Annotated in this window: 21 protein-coding genes; 16 read left to right on the forward strand and 5 right to left on the reverse strand. The window is 67.8% G+C overall.

What is annotated here, in order from left to right:
• Positions 1 to 1,193 precede the first annotated feature (1,193 nt).
• Positions 1,194 to 2,393, forward strand: a complete 1,200-nt coding sequence (locus QIT00_RS05205) for a S8 family serine peptidase (protein ID WP_282533886.1) — start codon at positions 1,194 to 1,196, stop codon at positions 2,391 to 2,393.
• A 72-nt stretch (positions 2,394 to 2,465) separates the two neighbouring features.
• On the opposite strand, the gene QIT00_RS05210 is transcribed toward QIT00_RS05205, so the two are convergent.
• The gene (locus tag QIT00_RS05210; protein WP_282533887.1) at positions 2,466 to 3,590 is read right to left on the reverse strand and encodes a DUF7848 domain-containing protein; all 1,125 of its coding nucleotides are present in this window, start codon (positions 3,588 to 3,590) and stop codon (positions 2,466 to 2,468) included.
• On the reverse strand, positions 3,587 to 3,970 hold the full coding sequence (locus QIT00_RS05215) for a hypothetical protein (RefSeq protein WP_282533888.1): 384 nt from the start codon (positions 3,968 to 3,970) through the stop codon (positions 3,587 to 3,589). The genes QIT00_RS05210 and QIT00_RS05215 overlap by 4 nt, the downstream gene beginning before the upstream one ends.
• A 195-nt stretch (positions 3,971 to 4,165) precedes the next feature.
• On the opposite strand from QIT00_RS05215, the gene QIT00_RS05220 reads away from it, so the two are divergent.
• The 5 genes from QIT00_RS05220 (at position 4,166) to QIT00_RS05240 (ending at position 7,145) form a co-directional block, all read left to right on the forward strand.
• A complete protein-coding gene (locus QIT00_RS05220) occupies positions 4,166 to 5,017 on the forward strand; it encodes a helix-turn-helix domain-containing protein (protein ID WP_282533889.1) in 852 nt (283 codons plus the stop codon).
• A gap of 15 nt (positions 5,018 to 5,032) precedes the next feature.
• A complete protein-coding gene (cyaB, locus tag QIT00_RS05225; RefSeq protein WP_282533890.1) occupies positions 5,033 to 5,596 on the forward strand; it encodes a class IV adenylate cyclase in 564 nt (187 codons plus the stop codon).
• A 283-nt stretch (positions 5,597 to 5,879) separates the two neighbouring features.
• On the forward strand, positions 5,880 to 6,230 hold the full coding sequence (locus QIT00_RS05230) for a histone-like nucleoid-structuring protein Lsr2 (protein WP_282533891.1): 351 nt from the start codon (positions 5,880 to 5,882) through the stop codon (positions 6,228 to 6,230).
• A 146-nt stretch (positions 6,231 to 6,376) separates the two neighbouring features.
• Positions 6,377 to 6,739: a hypothetical protein gene (locus QIT00_RS05235; RefSeq protein WP_282533892.1), complete on the forward strand. Its 363-nt coding sequence runs from the start codon at positions 6,377 to 6,379 to the stop codon at positions 6,737 to 6,739.
• Positions 6,740 to 6,761: 22 nt separating this feature from the next.
• Positions 6,762 to 7,145, forward strand: a complete 384-nt coding sequence (locus QIT00_RS05240) for a DUF6093 family protein (RefSeq protein ID WP_282533893.1) — start codon at positions 6,762 to 6,764, stop codon at positions 7,143 to 7,145.
• Positions 7,146 to 7,186: 41 nt separating this feature from the next.
• Here the strand turns inward: QIT00_RS05240 and QIT00_RS05245 are convergent, their stop codons facing one another.
• Entirely contained in the window at positions 7,187 to 7,687 is a 501-nt protein-coding gene (locus QIT00_RS05245) for a hypothetical protein (protein WP_282533894.1), read from the reverse strand.
• On the reverse strand, positions 7,684 to 8,205 hold the full coding sequence (locus QIT00_RS05250) for a hypothetical protein (protein ID WP_282533895.1): 522 nt from the start codon (positions 8,203 to 8,205) through the stop codon (positions 7,684 to 7,686). The genes QIT00_RS05245 and QIT00_RS05250 overlap by 4 nt, the downstream gene beginning before the upstream one ends.
• 373 nt (positions 8,206 to 8,578) lie before the next feature.
• Between QIT00_RS05250 and QIT00_RS05255 the strand changes: the two genes are divergently transcribed.
• From QIT00_RS05255 to QIT00_RS05300, 10 genes are all read left to right on the forward strand, one after another.
• A complete protein-coding gene (locus QIT00_RS05255) occupies positions 8,579 to 8,866 on the forward strand; it encodes a hypothetical protein (RefSeq protein ID WP_282533896.1) in 288 nt (95 codons plus the stop codon).
• Positions 8,867 to 9,001: 135 nt separating this feature from the next.
• On the forward strand, positions 9,002 to 9,433 hold the full coding sequence (locus QIT00_RS05260; RefSeq protein WP_282533897.1) for an HK97 gp10 family phage protein: 432 nt from the start codon (positions 9,002 to 9,004) through the stop codon (positions 9,431 to 9,433).
• Complete coding sequence (locus QIT00_RS05265; protein WP_282533898.1) at positions 9,430 to 9,879, forward strand: hypothetical protein; 450 nt, start codon at positions 9,430 to 9,432, stop codon at positions 9,877 to 9,879. The genes QIT00_RS05260 and QIT00_RS05265 overlap by 4 nt, the downstream gene beginning before the upstream one ends.
• A gap of 143 nt (positions 9,880 to 10,022) precedes the next feature.
• Positions 10,023 to 10,607 carry a phage tail tube protein gene (locus QIT00_RS05270; RefSeq protein ID WP_282533899.1) on the forward strand — a complete coding sequence of 195 codons (585 nt, stop codon included), beginning with the start codon at positions 10,023 to 10,025 and terminating at the stop codon, positions 10,605 to 10,607.
• 25 nt (positions 10,608 to 10,632) lie between these two features.
• Positions 10,633 to 11,181 carry a hypothetical protein gene (locus tag QIT00_RS05275; protein ID WP_282533900.1) on the forward strand — a complete coding sequence of 183 codons (549 nt, stop codon included), beginning with the start codon at positions 10,633 to 10,635 and terminating at the stop codon, positions 11,179 to 11,181.
• 140 nt (positions 11,182 to 11,321) lie between these two features.
• Positions 11,322 to 11,534 carry a hypothetical protein gene (locus QIT00_RS05280; RefSeq protein ID WP_282533901.1) on the forward strand — a complete coding sequence of 71 codons (213 nt, stop codon included), beginning with the start codon at positions 11,322 to 11,324 and terminating at the stop codon, positions 11,532 to 11,534.
• A 39-nt stretch (positions 11,535 to 11,573) separates the two neighbouring features.
• Positions 11,574 to 15,842, forward strand: a complete 4,269-nt coding sequence (locus QIT00_RS05285; RefSeq protein ID WP_282533902.1) for a phage tail tape measure protein — start codon at positions 11,574 to 11,576, stop codon at positions 15,840 to 15,842.
• Positions 15,839 to 16,711 (forward strand): phage tail family protein, encoded by an 873-nt coding sequence (locus QIT00_RS05290; protein WP_282533903.1) that lies wholly within the window; start codon positions 15,839 to 15,841, stop codon positions 16,709 to 16,711. The genes QIT00_RS05285 and QIT00_RS05290 overlap by 4 nt, the downstream gene beginning before the upstream one ends.
• Before the next feature lie 31 nt (positions 16,712 to 16,742).
• Entirely contained in the window at positions 16,743 to 17,675 is a 933-nt protein-coding gene (locus tag QIT00_RS05295; protein WP_282533904.1) for a hypothetical protein, read from the forward strand.
• The gene (locus QIT00_RS05300) at positions 17,672 to 18,787 is read left to right on the forward strand and encodes a hypothetical protein (protein ID WP_282533905.1); all 1,116 of its coding nucleotides are present in this window, start codon (positions 17,672 to 17,674) and stop codon (positions 18,785 to 18,787) included. Before QIT00_RS05295 ends, QIT00_RS05300 begins: the two co-directional genes overlap by 4 nt.
• A gap of 434 nt (positions 18,788 to 19,221) precedes the next feature.
• Here the strand turns inward: QIT00_RS05300 and QIT00_RS05305 are convergent, their stop codons facing one another.
• Positions 19,222 to 19,566 carry a hypothetical protein gene (locus QIT00_RS05305; protein ID WP_282533906.1) on the reverse strand — a complete coding sequence of 115 codons (345 nt, stop codon included), beginning with the start codon at positions 19,564 to 19,566 and terminating at the stop codon, positions 19,222 to 19,224.
• Positions 19,567 to 19,941: the final 375 nt, after the last annotated feature.

Genomic DNA, 19,941 nt, shown 5'->3' on the forward strand with positions numbered 1-19,941 from the left:
ACCGGCTCTCCTCGTACTACAACACTTCGGGCGAACGGATGCTGGCGCAGCCGGAGCCTAACTTTGCGCCGCCGCCGGGTGATTCTGGTCGCAGCACGGAGCGTGAGTACGGGACAGAAAGCGCCTCTGCCAGCGGGGCGGTCTCCAACGGCACAACGGGGATGCCCAGTGGGACCTCTGGCGCTCCCGCACCTCTGCCAGGGCACACAGGCCGTGAAGCAAGCTCTGACCGCCCGACGCCGCCCATCGGCGACGGACCGGTGAACACGGGCATCGACTCCGTGACTGTGGCACCTCCTGAGGCAGGGACTACCCCGCCCAGCACACCGACTGGTCCGCACACAAACAGCCCTGCTCCCTCACCAGCTGGGCCTGGGCTCCCACCGCCACCTGGTCCGATTACAGGAAAGCCGGGCACCGCGCCTTCGCAAGGCACCACTGGGACCACTCGTCCGGGCGTCTCTTCTCCCGGTTCGCCATCGGGCGGGAGTGCTGCAGGCCGCTCCGTACCCGGGGGTGGCAGGGTCACAGGACCACGGACACCCCTGGGCACGGTGATCGGCGAAGGAACACACACAGGGCGTGGAGCGGTTGGTGGTCCCAGCACCGTTCCAAGCACACCGGCTCAGAGTGGTACCAGTGCCGGTCGCAGGTTGGCGACCCAGCCAGGAGGCCCTGTCGGGCCCCGGCTTCCCGGCACAGTCATCGGTGAAGGATCCTCCGCTGGTCGTCGTGTCGCGACAGGGCCAGGACAGGTTCCGGGTTCGCCCACCCAACGCACTACACCGGTCGACAGACGGTTGGCTTCGGCACCTGGGGGGCCTGTAGGGCCCAACTCACCCCGTGGGGGCGCGATTGGCGAGGGTGCCATGGCCGGGCGGACCGCTTCCGGCGCCTCCCCCATTCCTGGCACGCCGGCAGCAGGTAGTGCACCTTCCGGTAGACGACTCGCATCCGAGCCCGGCGGTCCTGTAGGTGCAACCCGGACGTCCGCACGCACACACGGGGAGTTCAACCCTGCAGGTACAGGGGCAATCCACTCGGGCGCACCCACGCCCGCTCAAGACCGACGTCGGGGTGCGGGGAGTCGTCCCGACTACCTGGCAGAAGACGAAGAGACCTGGTCGACCGGTCGACACAGAACCGTCCCACCCGTCATCGACTAGGAGTTCCGCTTCCTTATGTTCCGCTCCGTGCACCGCAGAGTCTGGCGTCGCGCTGTGCCCCTGGTGGGCGCCCTAACGCTGACTCACAGCGGCGCGCTCCTCCCCACAGCCCAAGCAGAGGACATCCAGTCCCGGCAGTGGTACCTCGACGCTATGCGCGCGGACGACCTGTGGAAGGTCAGCACAGGCAAAGGCGTGACCGTAGCGGTGCTCGACACAGGGGTCGACCCCGAAGCCGCTGAGATCCGGGGACGCGTTCTGCAAGGCAAGGACTTTTACAACACGGCCCCAGACGCATGGCGTGACACGAATGGGCACGGCACCAACATGGCCGTATCCATCGCCGGAAGTGGAGCGCAAGGCGGGCTTAAAGGGCTGGCTCCCGATGCGAAGATCCTTCCTGTAACAGTAATCAAGGACAAGGTCTCCATCGGCGGCGGAAAAGCCGCCGCAAAGGGAATTCGATACGCCGCCGACTCTGACGCCCGGATCATCAACCTTTCGATGGGTGGGCGGGCACTGGGTACGGATCGCGCAGAGCAGGAAGCTGCGGTGAAGTACGCACTCAGTAAAGGCAAGTTGATTTTCGCGAGCACCGGCAACGAGGGTGCTGAGCGCGTCGAATTCCCGGCGGCCATCCCCGGTGTTGTCGCAGTGGGCGCCGTCGGTACCACGGGGAAGGTGTCCAAGTTCTCCAACACAGGCCCCCAAGTTGCCCTCGCAGCGCCAGGGGAGGAAGCCCCCATCCACTGCACGGAAAGCAGCGGGAAGTACTGCGAGGGCGAAGGCACAAGCGTTGCCACCGCCCTAGCCTCAGCCTCCGCAGCCCTCATCTGGTCCAAGCACCCCGACTGGACTGCCAACCAGGTCCTTCGGGTCATGATGGATACCGCAGGACATAACGGCCCGGTCCCCAGTAAGTACATCGGCTACGGGACGGTCCGGCCCGCGCAGGTCCTCCTCGAGGGCAAGGGCGACCCCGGAGACCCGGACGTCAATCCGTTGCTCGCTGCACGTCAGAAGGAGTCGCCGAAGCCATCGGCATCCCCCGACACTGCGAAGAAGCAGGACAGTAAGGACTCTCAGAGTCACCCCCAGAAGGAGAAGGCCGCGAATGAGGCCGACGGGAATGGGACTCTCTGGATCGTTGCTGGCGTAGGTGGCGCGATCGTGGTTGTTGTCGGCGGTGCACTGGCCCTGCGTGCACGTAACAGGCAGGCAGGGTGAGCAAGTTCCGTGCGGCAAAGCCAATGACACACGGGTTACAGGACAAGGGGCAACAGGCCGTCGGCCGGGACTTCAGGACGTCCGTCCCTGACGCCGTAGGAAGCTCTTGAGAATCAGCTGGCGCTCGTCCTCCGGTACGGCTTCTTGCTCATCGCCCAGCGGAGCGCGGCCGTGGCTGGTCAGGTGCTGGTTGACGATGAGCAGGTCTCCGCTGTTGAGGGAGAGCTCTCGCTGCCCGACGATCAGTTCGCGTGTTAGGGCATGGGCCGACTTAACGTATGGGTCCTCGGGGTCGGCATCGGCGAGCATGTCTGGCGCGACCCTGACGTAGCCGCCGCGCGTTGCCATGCCGTCAATCACCGGGAAGCGGCGCCATTCGACGCCGACGCCTTTCAGGCCGTCAAGCGGGCCGCACTCATAGCGCTGATGCGTGAGAAGCTCGGCGTCGCTGTCGTCGAGCCTCGCTACGGCGCGACGTGCCTGCGATACGAGGCTACGCCCCCCTCCCCAACGGTCGGGACGTACGCACAGCAGAGCCACGTAGTCCGGCGGCCACGTCGAGTTCGGAAGGTCCAGGTGGAGTGGCACGTAGCCGCCTGTGCCGTCCAGCGGGAACCACAACTCCCGATCGTCGATGGCCCGCAGTGGCGTCGCGATCAAGGTGAGCAGTGCGGTGACCGCCTTCAGAAAGTCGTCGCTCGTTCGGCATGCCTCCCGGAAGCCGGCCATCCGAAGCACAACGAATCCTTCGCCGTCCTCATCATCGAGGAACTCTCGACACTGACAGGCGAGTTCAAGGGCATCCGGGAGTTCGCGCAGCCCTCGCTCGTAGGCTTCTGCTTCCGCCGGTGCCAACAGGCCGTCGGTGAAGGCCGGAGCCGGAAGGGCCTCCGCGCGTCCAGCGAGGGCCTTCGTGAGGTCAGCCGGTACGAGGATGGTTAGCCGGTCCGCAGGAGGAGCTTTCACCGCGGCGTTGAACAGCTGGGATACAGCCAGCTCGTACCCGCTGTGCCGGGTCAGACCAGCGTGTTTGAGGCACCAGAGCTGCGCAGCGTCCGCATCGGGCTGGTCCTTTGAGCGTTCTCCGCAGATGAGGCAACTGGCGAAGTAGCAGACGGGCCAGGACCGTACAGCCTTCAGGGTCCAGTCCGCGAAGCCGTACCGGCGGCAGACACCCGCCTCGTTGATCGCGCTCATCCGTGAACCTCAGCCTGGAGCTGTGGCCCGTCGGCCTCGTCGTCCCCTTCGATTGCCTCGGTCTCGTCCTCCAGTATGGGCAATCGAGCGCCCCGGCTGTCCGCAACGCGCAGTACATCGCCGAGAGCCTGCGTCGTCGCCCGCAGCGCGAGCCGGAGGGCGTACTCGCCGGCCTTGCGGTCTCCCAGTACTGCTCGCGCTCCCTTGAGTACGTCGGCGCCGTCGCTCAGTTGGTCCGACTCGATGTCGTCTGCGAGGCGGGACAAGGAACCGTCGGGGTCGTTTGTCGACAGGTAGCACGGCTTGCCTGTGTCGTTCTCCCAAGGCAGCAGGCGCAGGCCGCGCGGGAGGCTCGGCAGGGCGTTCCGGTCGTAGCCCATTAGGCGATCACCTGCACTGCGTGCTCAGCAGACCGAGACCTCCGACCGCACCTCGGACGTGCACTGCCCGGTGCCTTACTCGTCGTCGTACGCATGCGCCAAGGATTCAGGCAGAGGTGGCATCAGCCCCATATCCGGGCGGTAATCTCACGGTGGGATGACTCTTCATCCCACGACGGTGCCCGGGGGAGGAACATGGCGACTGCGCTCGTACCGATCGAACTGCCGGAGTGGGCGTGGCAGCGAGCCGAGATCCGCGAAGCCTTGCGGAAGCGCGACATGGGCTCCGTGTTTCGGCACGTCCAGCAATACAGCGGCGCCAGCCAGGGCCGGATCGCCATGGCCGTGGGCATGACCCAGGCTCGAGTGAATGAGGTCGTCAACGGACGACGGGAGATCACCCGACTGGATGTCTTCGAGCGGGTCGCAGATGGACTCAACATGCCCGCTGATGCAAGGCACTTACTCGGCTTGGCGTCTGGACGGGATGCGACGAGCGGTGGGCGCGCATTCGACTTGGCCGCGTTCCCGGAAGTCGTTCGCGTGTACCCGACTCAGGCGGCAGCTTCCGAAGACATCCAGCAGCTTGCCGTGTCCGCATCTGAATTGGACGTCCTCGCGGTGCGAGGGCTCGGGCTGATCGGGTTGAAGGACTCGCTTCTTCGCTCATCCCTCAGCCGGCCCGAAGGGGAGAACGTCCCGCGGGTCCGCGTGCTGCTGCTCGATCCCGATTCGCCCGCTCTGGCTGTGCGCGCTGCCGAGATCGGGGAGTCGGCCGAGTCACTCGCCGGAGGGGTCAAGCTAGCCGAGGCACGGCTGCGCGAACTATCAGACGCATGTGACCTGAACGTCTACCGGTACTCGATGCACCCGACGTGGCGCATCATCCGGCTGGACGGCACCATGTTCGTCTCAGCCTTCGACGCTGGCTGGGAAGGGCACGAATCGGCCGCCTACAAGGTCATGGAGACGCCAAGTGGCCCTCTTTATCGAGGGTTTCAACGGATGTTCGCGTCGATGATCGATACCGGACGCCGTACCGTCTGAGCGGAGGATCGCGAGTTGATTGAGGCGGAACTGAAGGCGCGGGTCCGCGACCCCGAGTACGTGATGAAGCGCCTCGACCGGATGACGCATGGTCGGGCCGAGGTGTACCAGGACACCTATTACGACTCCCCTTCTCGCAGCCTGGAGGCGAAGGACCAGGAGCTGAGGGTCCGCACGATCCACGGGCCTGACTCGACCCGGTCCGTGCTCACTTACAAGGGTGCGCGAGTCGACTCGGCGTCCGGGTCGAAGCCCGAGCACGAGACCGTCGTGGACGATCCAGAAGCCGTCCACGCCATGCTGCGTGGGCTGGGGTACGTGCCCGCCATCGCCTTCCAGAAGCGCTGTCGGAACTACGAGTTCAGGGCGAGCGCCCGCGATCTGCTGGCCACCTTGGTCCAAGTCCCGGAAATTGACGGCACGTTCCTGGAAGTCGAGACCATGGTTCGGGATCCGAAGGAACTTGCAGCGGCGCTTGATGACATTCGGTCCGTAATGCGCGAACTACGCATCGAAGCAGACGACTTCACCACCGAGCTCTACACGGATGCTGTTGCCGCCCGACGTACTCCAGGGTGAGGAGTCAGCGCCTCCGCAGTCGGATGCCGCAAGGCCGGTGCTGCGCGGCGGCGCTCCCGGCACCGCGACAGGGGCGGCGCATGATCTACGCCGCCCCTGCATCTATGCCAGCCTCACGCCCGTGCGTTTTGAGACCTTTTCGGCGTCCTTCGTGTGCCACCACTCAAAAAGATGCGCTCGAGCGAGCAGGGAAGATAATCGACCGTCTCGTCGGCGAGGTCACCACTGGCGAAGCTAGTCGACCGGGTTTTTCGGTCTGGCTCAGCCACCTATAGTCGACCGTATGGCCCAGAAAGTAATTACGACATTTGTGGACGACCTGACCGGCGAGGAATCGACGGAAATCGCCACGCACAGCATCCTTATCAATGGAGCCGGGGTCGAGATCGACCTCACCGATGACAACTACGAGAAGCTCCTCGACATATTGAAGCCGTATCTGCACGCCAACGGCGCCCGCAGGGTGCGTGGCGAGGTGAAGCAGAAGGGTAAGACCGCCAAGACGACTGGGGGTGGCCGCTCCAAGGTGGACTCGTCGGCGATCCGCGCCTGGGCGAAGGCGAACGGGTACGAGGTCAGCGAGCGCGGCCGGGTGCCGGCCGCTGTTCGTGAGGCGTACGAGAAGGCCAGCTAGGGCAAGCGTCGTGGCTGCTTCTGCTGCGGGCGGGAGAGCTCAGCGCTCCTCGCCCGCAGTCCGGCAGTCCGGCAGACCGGCGGACCGCAGTCGCTTCCCAGTGGCGAGAAAGGTGCGGCGCCAAGTGCGGACAGTAGGCTCCGCCGATGAAAAGCCTCCACAGTTTCCGGCTGGTCGCCGATCAAGGCACGTACAACGTGGCGGTCGATGGTCAGAACGTGACCGACTTCGTCTCCTCCGCCGACATTCAAGCCCTCGCGCATGAACCCCCACGCGTCGTGCTTCATCTCCATCCGGGCCGCACCAGACCCGTCGTCCTGAACCTGCTCGCGCGGGTCGAAGTGGCTGTGCCCGTCGATCCCTGCGCCGTCGTCGCCGACTTCCTGGAGGCATGCGATCCCCTGGAAGTGGAACGTGCCGCACTCTCCCGGATCGACCTGGAGAACGTCCCTGGAGGCAGCACTGCCGCCGTGTTGAGGCAGTTGGCGGAGTGGGCACGTGGGGCTTGACCTGTCGGGGGTGAGACGTGTCGTGGAAGGCGTACTCGAAGACCGCTTGGAGTTGTGGCGGGACGTTCAAGGGGAGTCCGATGACGTACTGGACGAGGACAGCGGCCAGTTGATGCCCGTCGAAGGCACCCCGTTTCTGGTCTGGGACGGACTGGGTGCCGTCACCCTCGCCGGTCAACTCAGCGGTGCCAAAGCCGCGTTGGATGGCGTGGCCGCTGGGGAGGTCTCGCAGTCTCCGTATCAGGCCATGGTGCCTGTGGATGCTCCGCCCACCCGCCCCGGCGATGTTCTGGTCGTAGCCGGATCTACTCGCGACCCTCAGCTCATGGGTCGGCGCTTTCGTGTCGTGGACTACGGCTTGGGCAGCTACGCCGTGGTGCGGCTGATCCGGCTTCAGCTGCTGTAGCGCCGCCCCGCGCCTGGCCGCAGGCGCGGGGTGGCGCTGCACTACATCTCGCTGATCCGCCAGGCCACCATGCCGGAGGCGCCCGGCTCTCCCTCGACGTCGATGCCGAGGCGGGTCGATGCCTCCGTGATGCGCTCGTACGTCGCGGTGCCGTCGCAGTCGATGCGCCGCACCACCGGCTTGCCCTCGACGTGGACGGACAGTTCGGCTGTGCCACTTCCGGCGCAGGACACGCCGAGTTGGTAGGACTTGCCGCGGTTCAGCAGTGACTCTGCGTGGACTCCGTCGCTGAGGGTCTCCAGGCCCGACTCGACGAACTCCGGATCATCAATGGTGACGGTGTCCAGAGCGGCTTCCGCCTGCTTTCCGAGCTTCTCGTCAGGCTTGCTCGACGGCTTGGAGGACGACGACGTCGGGGTCGGCTTCTCTGTCGGCGAGCCCGAATCCTCAGAGCCTTCGGTGCAGCCTGCGAGCACGACGGCACACAGGGCGCCGATGCTCAGTGCGATGCCCGTCCTTGCGGGCCTGCTCCTCAGCGTCATGACTTGGTTTCCCAGTAGCGCCAGCCCGTCTCCGAAGTAGGCAGTGTGGCACGGCCCTTCTTCACCAGCTTCTTCCCGCAACCATCCGCGCTGGTCTCGTACTTGGACCAGGTCGTCTTGTATCCCCAGGACCCGTACTGGAGGTGCCCGTACTTACCGCTGGCGATCTTCCTGCGGTACTCGTGGCCCGCTGTCACCCCGATCTCAACGCCGATCTTCGCATCGACCTTCACCTTGGCCTTCGCGACGATGAGCCTGGCATCGCCCTCGGCACCCGCCGATATCTCGGCGGAGATCTTCCCCGCCTTCTCGACCTTCACGACCATCGTGCCGCCCGGCCCGTCCTTGAACTTGGTCCCGTTCCACCAGGACGGCACGTGGTACGCCTTCTTACCGGTGATCTCGATCCACTTCTTGTACGGGTTGTCGCACCGCCGCGGCTCTCTGGCCTGCCCCTCGCCCACCTCTGGAAGCGCGGCCAAGGCATCTTCCTGGGCGATCTGCTCCACCGTCGGCATGGGCACAGGATTGAGGTCGGTGCCGGTGTCCGCGATCGCTTGTGTGGTTAGGGCGGCGGCAAGTGTGAGTGTCGCGGCAGGAATCAGAGTGCGTCTCGCCAGTGTGCTGCGCATAGGAGTTCCCCCTCCGTTGTTGTGCCTGCTGGTCAGGCAGGCTTCGGCTCAACCTATGGGCGGGGATACTGCGCAGGGGCCTTCACGATGGATCTCTGAGCAAGATCTGAGCTAGTGCCGCATCAGCCATCGTTCGCCCTCGTGCGTACCTCTCCCCACCCGTCGGTCGGTAGCCTTCAACTGCCACAGTTAGGGGATGAACGGTGACTTCTTGGTCCGACACCATGACCAGTTGACTGCGTGGCTGAGGGATGGAGACGTGGAAAGCCTCGACGCGTTCCTGGGCGCACACCACGACGCCTTCGTGCTCGTGACGACAGACGGAGCGATCCTCGACCTTGAGACGCTGCGAGAATCCCTGCGCAGTGCGGGCGGCAGCCAGCCTGGGTTGTCGATCGAGGTCAAGGAGATCTCCAGCGTCACCGCCGAGGTGTACCGGTTCCTGGAGCGCCACACCGTGGACGGCTCTGTCGTGGGCGTGCGGGTGGTGACTGCCGTGGTGGAGGACGGGTTGCTGCTCAGTGTGCAGGAGACTGCCCGTCGGTAGTGGAACCAGGGGGCATCACGCTTCAGCGTCACGGATTTCTTCCCAGCCACCCGCCGGTCCTCGAGACCGGAGGCAGGCCCGCCCCCGGACAAGACGCCCCACCCGATTTCGCTCACAACTCGTTAGGCTCCGCCGGTGACGACGCCGGTCAACCCGCACCCCAACGCCCATCCCTCCGCCGCCGCCTTCCGCGACCCCGCCGCCCTGGCCACCTCCCTCGCCCGCATGGGGCCGGCCGTGCGGTCTCGTACGCGGGCCATCACGCGGCACCACGCGATGCTGCTGCGGGCGCGGATCCAGCGGAATGCCTCCGGGCGCCCCGGACCGAACGTCCTCACCGGGCAGTACCGGGCGTCCTGGGACGTGAAGGTCACCGTCAGCGGTGGGCGGGTGAGTGCCGTCGTGTTCACGGAGGCGCCGCAGTCGCGTCGGCTTGAGTACGGGTTCGTCGGTGCCGACCGGCTCGGGCGGTACTTCCAGCAGCCGCCGTACCCACACATCGAGCCCGCCTTCCGGCAGACCGAGCCGGGGTACCTGGACGCCCTCCGGACGGGGGTTCTGGGGTGAGCCTGCCTCGGCTGCCGCTCACCAAAGCGCTGGCCCTTCTCGTCCAGCTCGGGACGGAACGTCCTTGCGGGATCGGCGAGTTCCCGAAGGCAGCCGACGGTCAGGCCGCCACGTTCCCCTACTCCGTCCTCTACAGCCTGCCCGGGGACTTCTCCGGTCCCGCGCTCTTCGACTGGCATGCCGATGCGTCGTGGACGTACCAAGTGACGAGTGTGGGCGCGCGGGACGATCAGGTGCAGTGGCTTGCCGATCGGGTTCGTTCGGTGCTCGTGGAGCGTTCTGACGGGGAGTGGCGGCACCCGCTCGAAGTCCCCAACATGGTCGTCGCAGACCGTGAGTTGACTGCCGACGTCGGCACGGCTCCCGTTGACGGCTCGCAGGGCGATATCGTTTCCTACGTGCAGCGGTTCACGATCACCGTGAGTCCTGCTCGATCTTCTTCTTGAGCAAGCTCCTTGCTCGTTTCCTCACCGCGGAGGTCCACGCGGACACCGGATCGGACGAATGGTCCGGCGGTCCCCTGTTGTGGATCTCATGGGTAGCCCCTCGGTACATCACGGTGGCTGCCCGGAAGCGGGAGCAGAACACCATGTCCCAGCAGCGCTTCATGCGGCGTGGCATCACCAAGATCTTCTGGCTGAAGGAGATCCACGCCAAAGCGCAGACGCCCACCCGTGCCGAGCTGTCCCGGCCGAACGCCACCGAGCTCACCGAGGCCATCTCCGATGTGGAGGGGTGGGCGCTGACCAACGAGGCGATCGAGACACCTGACCTGTCATCGACGTTCACCAGTTCCATCCCCGGTGAGGACAAGGCCGAGGACTCCTCGTTCACGTTCTACGAGGACAAGGTCAGCGACGACGTCGAGCAGTTGCTGCCGAAGGGGGCGAAGGGCTGGGTCGTCTTCCTGCGGAAGGGCGACGTACCGGGGTCGAAGTCCATGGATGTGTTTCCGGCGCAGGTGGCGTCGCGTTCAGCGCAGTACAACACGGGCAACGAGGCCGCGAAGTTCCAGGTGTCGTACACGATCACCGACCCGCCCGCGCTGGATGTCGCGGTGCCGGCCGCCTCACCGCCGAAGCCCCTTCCAGTACCCCCGGACCATCCGGACGATGAGTCCGTCGATGTGACGGTCGTAGCCGCAGCCACCGTCAGCGCGCACGATGACGACTGAGCGGGCACGGTCAGTCGTGTCGGAGGTGACGACGGCGACAGCGGCGGATGGGCGCGACGCGCCCTGGGCCGCGAAGATGCGGCGCCTGCGCGAGCGGCCCTTGCCCGAGCACACCCTGCGGCTCTGCGACGACGAGCAGGTGCGTCAGGAGGCGGTACTCGCCGAGCAGGCCGTCGAGCGCGCCCGGTACCTCGCCGACGCACAGCCCGACGACGAGGAGCTGAGCCGACGCCTCGCCGACCTGCTTCGTGCGCACGAGGCCGCGCAGAAGCGGCTTGCTGAGGTCTCCGTGAGCCTGGCCTTCCGTGCGCTGCCCCGCCCGGTCCTTGAGGAACTGCTCACCGCACATCCCCCGACCGAAGCACAGGCCACCGAAGGCGCCGCCTTCAACCCAGACACCTTCCCGGCCGCACTGGTCGCCGCCTCCTCGGTCGACGGAATGAACGAGACCGAGGCTTCCGAGCTGCTCACCTCCTGGTCGGCGTCCGACGCGAACGCCCTGTGGGAGGCGGCCTGGCAGGTCCAGCAGATCGCCCGGACGGAGATGAGCACGGCCAGCGTGGGAAAAGGCTGAGGTCGGATCCCCAGCTGCGCGCCGAGCTCGAGCTGTGCGACCGGTGGGGTATCGCGCACAGCCGGTTCCTCGGCGGGGACGGCCAGTGGAGCGAGCTTGACCGGGTCAAGGCCCTGGCGTGGCGGTCCTGGCAGCACGGGATGTGCCCGGAGTGCCGGACCCGGCTCGCCGAGTGGGACCCCGAGCACGGCGGCGACCCGCACGCGTACGTGCCGGACACCATGCGCTGTCCCGGCTGCGAAGTGATCGAGCAGGAGCGGGACCAGGTCCCCGAGGGCCGCCCCGGGTACGGCGTGAAGATCCAGCTCCTGCCCCGCTCCGACTACGTACGCCGACACAACGCCCCGTCCTGACCAGGGCGAAACGCTGACGGGAGGAGGACGAGTACAGCAGTGGCCGGTTACACGATGACGGTCCAGATGCGGGCTGAGGCGACCAACCTCATTCGCGGACTGCGGGCTGCCTCGCGAGAAGCGCGCACCCTCGCGGAGCGGACCGCAGCCGCCAACCGCGCCCTGGCGCAGCTCGCCTCGACCGGCACTCGCGCCTCCCGACAGTTCACCGCGGTGGGCGCTGACGCACGACGGGCTGCAGCAGGCCTGAACGCCATGGCCACCAGGGCGACTTCGGTGCGTGGCCAGCTGCGTGCCGCAAGCCGTGACGGCGTCTCCTCGATCGGGCAGCTCAACCGTGCCATGACCACCCTGGGCCGCGGCTCCTCCGGCCTGACCGGCACCGCAGCCGTGACCGGCCTGGCCCTCGGCGTCGGGCAGGCGGCGGAGGACGGCAACCGCTACCAGCGCCAGCTAAACGTCTTCCGAGCGGTGACCAGCGCCACCGCCGCGCAGATGCAGCGCGCGTCGTGGACAGCACAGCAGCTCGGCAACGACCTGTCCCTGCCCGGCTCGACGGCGGCGGACGCGGCCGAGGGCATGGTGGAGCTGGCCAAGGCGGGCTTCCGTACGGACCAGTCGATCGACGCGGTACGGGCCTCGCTGGCGTTGTCGTCGGCGGCCAACGTGAGCGCCGCCGACTCCGCCAAGTATCTCGGCGACATCATGGACCAGTTCGGGCTCGGCGCCGACCAGGCGTCCCGTGCCTCGGACATCCTCGCCGCCACCGCGAACAACGCCTCCGGCGGCATCATCGACATCTACTACGCGATGCGTTACGCCGGTCCGGTGGCCGCCGGCCTCGGCGTCTCCATGGAGGACGCGGCGAGCGCGGTCGGCATGCTCGGCAAGGCGGGCATCCTCGGCCAGACCGCCGGTACCTCGTTGCGCGGCATGATGGCCAACCTGGCCGCACCGACCCCGCAGATGATCGCCGCCCTCAAGCGCCTCGGCATCGAGGCGTGGGACGCACAGGGCAACTTCCGCGGCCTGCGGGTCGTCATCGACGGCCTCTCCAAGGCCCAACACGACATGTCCCAGCAGGACTTCACCGGCGCCGTGAAGCAGGCCTTCGGCAAGCCCGCGATGTCCGGCGCCATCGCCCTCGCTCACCAGGGCACCGAGTCGTTCGACGCCCTCTCCCTCGCCGTACGGCAGACCGGCGCGGCGGCCAGCATCACGTCCGCACGCGGCGAGGGCCTGTCCGGCGCCATGGTCCAGCTGAACACCCAGGCCCGGCAGACCGGTATCGCGCTGTACGAGGGGATGGCGCCGGGTCTGGAGTACGTCGTACGCCTCCTCACGCGCGGGCTCGCAGGCGCCACCCCGAATCTCACCGCCGCCCTCGAATACGGCAATGACCTCGCCACCCTCTTCGGACCGGATCTGAAGAAGAGCGCCGCGGACGGGATCGGTGGCTTGGTCGACGAGGCGCGCCGGCTCATCGGCCCGCTGAAGGACATCGGTGAGGACGCTCTGGCCACCGGCCTGAACTTGCTGGTCAACGCGGCGCAAGCGCTGGGCGATGTGCTGGGGAACGCCGCCGACGGCGCCGCGCCGCTTCTGTCTGCGCTGGGCGGTCTCGGTGAGGGCGGCGGTGCGGCAGCCGGGACGCTCGACATTCTCGCCACCGCTGCCAACCTCGTCATCGACGCCGTATCGGGCCTGTCGATCGTCCTCGTGCCCATCGGGCACCTGGTCGGCGGGCTCGTGAACGCCTTCGGATCGCTGCCCGGCCCGATTCAGTCGGCGGCGCTGGCGATGCTGCTGTTCGCGCGGGCCCGGCCGCAGCTCGCGGGCCTTGCGAACACCGTCAGCGGGCCCGTACGCGGCGCCTTCAACGGTTTCGCCCAACAGATGCAGATGCAGCGGCAGTTGGCTCTGGCATCCGGGCAGTCGCTGACCCGCTACGGCGCGGCGTGGGCGGCGGTGCAGGCCCGGGTCGGCTTCCTCGGCCAGATGACATCCGCCTTCCGCAGCGCGAACGGTGCAGGCACCACCTTCATCGGCACGCTCAACGGCGTCGCTCGCGCGGCCGGCTCGGGGCTGCGCTCCGCGGGCGCCGGCCTGGTCGGCGCGCTGGGCGGGCCGTGGGGCGCGGCTCTGGCCGGGGTGACAATCGGCCTCGGGTTCCTTGCCTCCCAGCAGCAGAAGGCCGCCCAGGCGGCGGCCGCGCACCAGCAGCGGGTCTCGTCGCTCACCTCGGCGCTGCGGGAGTCCGGCGGTGTCATCGACTCCAACGTCCGTGCCCAGGCCGCGAAGCTCCTGATGGACGCGAAGGTCCAGGACGGCGAACAGCGGCTCGTCGACGTCATGAACCGCGCCGGAGTTCCCATGCGCCGCCTGACGGACGCCTACCTCGGCCAGGGCACCTCACTCGGCGCGCTGCAGCGCGAGCTCGACGCGACCGCAGAGTCCAACGTCCGCTGGCTCGCGACCAGCAAGGGCGCCGCCACGAAGGCGTACAACGAGACGGGTCTGCGGGCGAAGCAGGCCGCCGAGGCACTGGGCACGGTCAAGGGTGAGATGGCCCAGTCCATGAAGAGCGCCAAGCAGCTCGCCGAGGCGCAGCGCGGCGCGGGAGACGGCACTTCGGCATACGACCGTCTCAAGACGGCCGTCGGCGCCCTGGCGGACGAGACCGCCGACGCCGACCAGCGGACCCGCGCCCTCAAGGACGCCCTCGACCTCCTCTCCGGCGGCCAGATCTCCCTGCAGGCGGCGAAGGCCCGGGTCAACTCCGCGGTCCTCGACCTGAACGAGTCCGCGGACACCGTGGACCGCGACCAGGGCTACGGCGGCAAGCAGCTGGTCAACAAGGACGACACCCTCAACACCACCACCCGCAACGGTCAGCAGCTCTACACGCAGCTCACCTCGCTGTCGGACGCGGCGGCCGACGCAGCCGTGTCCGCGTACTCCCTCGCTCAGCAGAACGGCGAGGCGCTGCCGAAGGCCCTGGCGAAGTCCCGTACCGAGATGCAGAACGCCCGCGAAGCCGCCATCAAGGCCGCCCGCGGCTACGGCCTGACCCGCGAGCAGGCGGAACGCGTCGCCGACAGCCTCGGACTCCTTCCGTCGCAGGTGTCACTGCTGCTGCAGACGCGCGGCATGGACTCCACGCTCGCCAACCTGCTCGCGGTGCAGGCCGAGTTCGACCGTTTCCCGACGAGGAAGACGATCCGTATCGACTCCCTCAGCGAGGGCGCGCAGAAGAAGCTGCGGGCGCTGGGCTTCACCGTGAAGACCGTGCCCGGCACCCGCCAGATCAAGGTGACGGCACCGACGGCCGGAGCACGCAAGAACCTGGACACGCTGATCGCCAAGCTCGGCAGCACACCCGGCTCGAAGCGGGTCCAGGTGTCCGCCGCCACCGCAGCCGCGATCCGCAGCCTCGAAGCCGTACGGGACAAGATCCGGTCGACGCCCGGCGCGAAGAGCGTGGTCGTACGGGCGCCCACCGCCGCCGCCCGCAAGCAGCTGGAGGCACTCGGCTTCCGCATCGAGAAGGTCCCCGGCAGCAAGCGGGTCCGCATCACCATCCCCACCGGCGGCCCGACCAACGCCGTGAACACCATCCAGAGCCGCATCAACGCCCTGCGCGGCAGAACGGTCGGCGTCGGCGTCTACACCACCGAGTACTACAAGAAGGTCCAGTCCGGCGCGACGATCCCGAAGGCACTGCGCCGCCCGAACGCCGAGGGATCGGTCCTCGACTTCTATGCGGCTGGAGGTGTGCGAGACGGGCGCGAGGGGCGTACGGGACGAGGCCGCCGCGAGGACCACGTGGCCCAGATCGCACCGGCCGGTTCCTGGCGCATCTGGGGCGAGCCGGAGACCGGCGGAGAGGCGTACGTCCCGCTCGCCTCAGGCAAGCGGCAGCGCAGCAAGCAGATCGTGGAAGAGGTCGTACGCCGCTTCGACGGCAAGGTCGAATGGCTGGCCGACGGAGGTATCACTCGCCGCGCGGCAACAGCTGGTGCCGGGCTGCCTGCCACCAGACCTCGGAACGCCGCAGCAACCCGCGCCCTCGCCGACGTCGTCCGCCGCTTCGAAATCCGCCCGGCGGCCCCGGACGCCCGAGGACCAGCAACCCGTGTCGACGCCCGCAGCGGCCGATCCGTACAAGTCGTCGTCGTACGGGAACAGCAGCCGCTGATCGGCACGATGCCGGTCACCGTCCACGACAGCACCGCCAGCCCTCAGCAGATCGGCACGGAGATGATGCGCCGTCTGCGCAACGCCCAGCGCGGCGGGAGAATCCGATGACCCCCAAGTCCCTTACAAATCAGCCGACTTCACTCACGACCGAACTCCGCGAATGGCAGATAGAGATCGGATCCACAGTCCTCCTCGGCCCCGGCACACCGATCCCCATCGCCGAGATCGAAGGACTCGGCGCGCCGGAAGTCCGTCCACAGGATGTGGACAACCCCATCGGAGACGGAACTCTCCCCGGAGCCGACCACTACGGCCCCCGCACCGTGCGCATCGAGGCCGGTATCAAGACACCCGGCGACCCGACGGCAGCGACCAAGATCCTCTCGCGCCTCCAGCAGGCGGCCCGCGCGGAAGGCATACGTACGAGCACCGGCAAGATGAGCGTGCTGCGGGCGCGCTGGCCGGGCCACGAGACGCGTCGCCTGTACGGACGTATCCGCCGCATGGAGGCAACCAGCATCGCCAGCTCGGTGCACGGGTGGATCCCCCTCGACATCGAGTTCGTCGCGATGGACCCGCTCATCCACGCCGACACTCCCAGCCACCTGACCCTGGGCCTGGACCAGGCGGCCCGCCCCGGCCGCATCACCAACACCGGGGACTCCCCGGCCTGGCCGACGCTACGGATCAAGGGGCCCGTCGCGCAGCCGAGGGTCTGGAACACGGTCACCGGCCAGAGACTCGAAGTCGCCGTGTCCCTGCGCGCGGGCGAATACGTCGACCTCGCAACCCGCCCCGGTACACGCTGGGCGCTGCGCAACGGCGCGACCAACATCGCCGGTTCCCTGTCCCCGCGCTCCCGCCTCGACCACTTCGCCCTCCCGCCCGGCGCATCGGAGATCGCCTGGAGCGGCGACGACCTCACCGCCACCAGCAGCCTCACCCTGTCGTGGCGCTCGGCCCACACCACCTTGTGACACGCATGAACTCCCCAGAAGAGAGACGTAGTTGACCCTCGTCCGGCCTACCTTCATCACCCACGGCACGCGCCCCCAGGCCCGCGCAACCCGCCTCCTGCTCGGCGGCCTCGTCCACGGCGGACAGGGCATCGCCGGAGCCGCCGACCTGAAGGTCTCGCCGTTGCAGCGCCCGGCCTGCGGGGTCCGCGTGGCCGACGGCTCGGCCATCGTGCGCGGCGCCCGCCCTTGGCAGGGCGCGTACGGGCAGGTCAACATCGGCGACGCCCTCATCGACATCGAGCCGACCGGCCCGTTCGCGCGCACCGACCTGCTGGTGCTGCGCGTCGAGGATCCCGAGTACGAGGGCGACCTCGACCCCGCGCGCGACGACATCGGCTACTTCCACGTCATCCAGGACGTGCCACTGGAGAGGGCCGAGGTCCCCGAGGGTATGTCGGCGATCCCGCTGGCCCATATCTCCCTGCCCCGCGACACCAGCACCATCACCGCCGACATGATCAAGGACCTACGGCAGCTCGCGAACCCCCGCCACCACCACCGCGCCTACACCGCCTGGCCGACCACCAGACAACGCCTGCCCGGCGAGCCCGGCACCTGGACCGAGTGGCCCGACGAGGCCGCCTGGGACGTGGAGGTCCCGGCCTGGGCGAGCCGAGCCACCGTCACATTGACGATCTCCGGACTGAGCGCCGAGGACGGCGGCATACTCGCTCGGCTGCGTACGACGCTGGGCGAGGCGAAGGGCAAGACCACGGTCATCGACGTCGAACAGGGCCCTGCTCCGCACCTGTTCGCGGCACTCGCCCACGCCTACGCCCTGCCGCCGGACCAACGCGGCAGGACCCAACGCCTCGCAGTACAGACGCAGCAGGACACGGACAGCGACCGGGGCAGCAGCCTGTACATCAGCCGGTACGCAGCAATCACCGCCACCATCGACTGCACGGAAACCCCGGAATGACGCCGCCGACGCCCGACTACCGCTACCTCGCCGCACACGCCCTGACCGGCGACATCCTGCACGGCTACCTCCCCCTGACCGGCGTCGAGTGCGGCGCCGAACTCAACGGCCCTGGCAGCCTTTCTGCGACCCTTGAGCCCGGCCTCACCCGCCCCGTCACCGAGTTCCTGGACCCCGGCAACACGCTGCTGTACGTCGAACGGAACGGAAAGCTCGTCTGGGGCGGAGTCCTCTGGCGGGCCGAGCCTCAGGGCGCCGCGTACCCGATCGAGGCCGCCGGCTTCGGCTCGTACCCCCACCGTCGCTACGACCTCCACGGCAACCTGGACGGCCGCGGACCCTACATCGAGGCCGACCCCTGCCAGATCATCCGCGACGTATGGGCGTACGCGCAGGACCAGCCGGACGGCGACCTCCGCGTCACGGTGGACGACACCCGCTCGCGCACGAAGACGGGCACCTCCAAGTCCCCGTACGTCCTGGCGAAGTCCGAGGCACGCAACCTCGGCGAGGTCATCGACGAACTTGCCGATCTGGACGACGGCCCGGAGTGGACCGAATCGGTCCACTGGGGCGACGAACGCCCCGAGCACCGCATCCACCTCGGCGGCCCCCGCCTGGGCCAGCGCCCCGAGGACACCGTCTTCACCTCCGGCATCAACATCGCCACCACCCCACAGGTGGTCCTCGACGCCGACGAGTACGCGCAGACCGTCATCGCCCTCGGCGCCGGGGAGGGCCGCAAACGTCCGCACGTGATCGACACCGTCCGCGATGGCCGCCTACGCCTGGAAAGTCGCCTCGAAACCTCGGAGAAGGACGCCGCTCAGCTGCGCCGACGAGCGCACGAACAACGCCTTCTCCGGCAGGAGTTGACCACACTCACCGAGCTCGACGTACGCGACCATCCCTCCGCCCCCTTCGGGTCCTGGGCGATCGGCGACGACGTGCTGATCCGGCTCCACGAGCCACACATCACGTACGAGGGCAGGCACCGCATCACCGCCTGGACCCTGCGGCCACCGAACGGTGAGGAACCCGAGCGGATCACGCTCACCCTGGAGCGCATGGAGAAGCCCGAAGACCCCGCCAGCCCGAACGACGAGGGGTAGGGCGCATGCCGGACACCATCTCCACACTGGCCAAGCGCCTGGCCCTTCTTGAACGCCGCGTCTCCCGCCTGGAACGCACACGACAACAGCCGGCCCCCACCTGGCGTCCTCTCCCTCTGACGGGCCCGACGTCTGTGCCCGACCCCTCCCGATCACCGCAGATCCGACTGACGCCTTCCGACGTACTCGAACTCTCGGGAGTCATCGGCCTCACCGACAACCGCACCGACGACGGAACCGTGCTGGCCCTCCTGCCCGAGGACTACCGCCCAGAGACCACGCGCACGCTCATCGCCCCGTCCGACTCCCGCCGCCCTGTCCACATCGAGGCGACGCCGGAGGGCCACTTCGTCCTTCGTACGCCTGGTCGCAGTGGCGCAGCAGTGACCGCTGTCGGGTTGGATGGGCTGACGTGTCGGCTGGACGGTTCAAAGTCACTTTGAGACGGCGGCCATCGACAGGCAGAACCAGATGATCACGCCCACCACCGTCACGACGGCCACCGTGCCGAGGCACACCCCTGCCCGCGCCCGGGCACGACTGGCTTCCTCGTCATCGCGCATGCGACGCAGGGCGATGGCTCCCGATCCGACCGCCCAGAGCCCAAGGGGCAGGATGAAGTAGACCGGGAAGTACCGCACTACGTTCGGCACATACTCGGGGAGCATCGGACACACGATGGACACGACAGCAATCGCGCCCAGGACGAGTGACCACGTGCCCGTCACTCGCTGGCGGGCCTCTTCTTCCCGTGCATCGACTTGCTGCGTGGAATCCATGCCCCGAACGCTAGAAGGAGCCGGTGCGCTCCGCCTGAGTGCTGCTACCTAAGCCCCTGTGAGTAGGCCCCACACAGCGAGGAAGACGGTCACGCGAGCGCCCACACTCAGCCCTGCGCTCAACGCCTGAAGCCTCGGTGGCCAAACAACGTTCGCCGAGTAACTACCCCTCAGAACAAGGGACTTTGAAGCATTCCGTCGGTGAACCTGCTCAAAAGGTCCGCCGTCAGCTGTGGAACGCACCAGCGCCCCAGCCCCTCTTCCCGAACGCCGACACCAGCCGATGCGGGCTGACTGATGGCACACAACTTCCCTTCCCCCACAGGCAAGGCATAAGTGAAGAACAAGATCGTTGCGGCGATAGCCCTGGCGGCA

Source organism: Streptomyces luteolus, from assembly GCF_029968015.1.
Lineage (GTDB): Bacteria > Actinomycetota > Actinomycetes > Streptomycetales > Streptomycetaceae > Streptomyces > Streptomyces luteolus.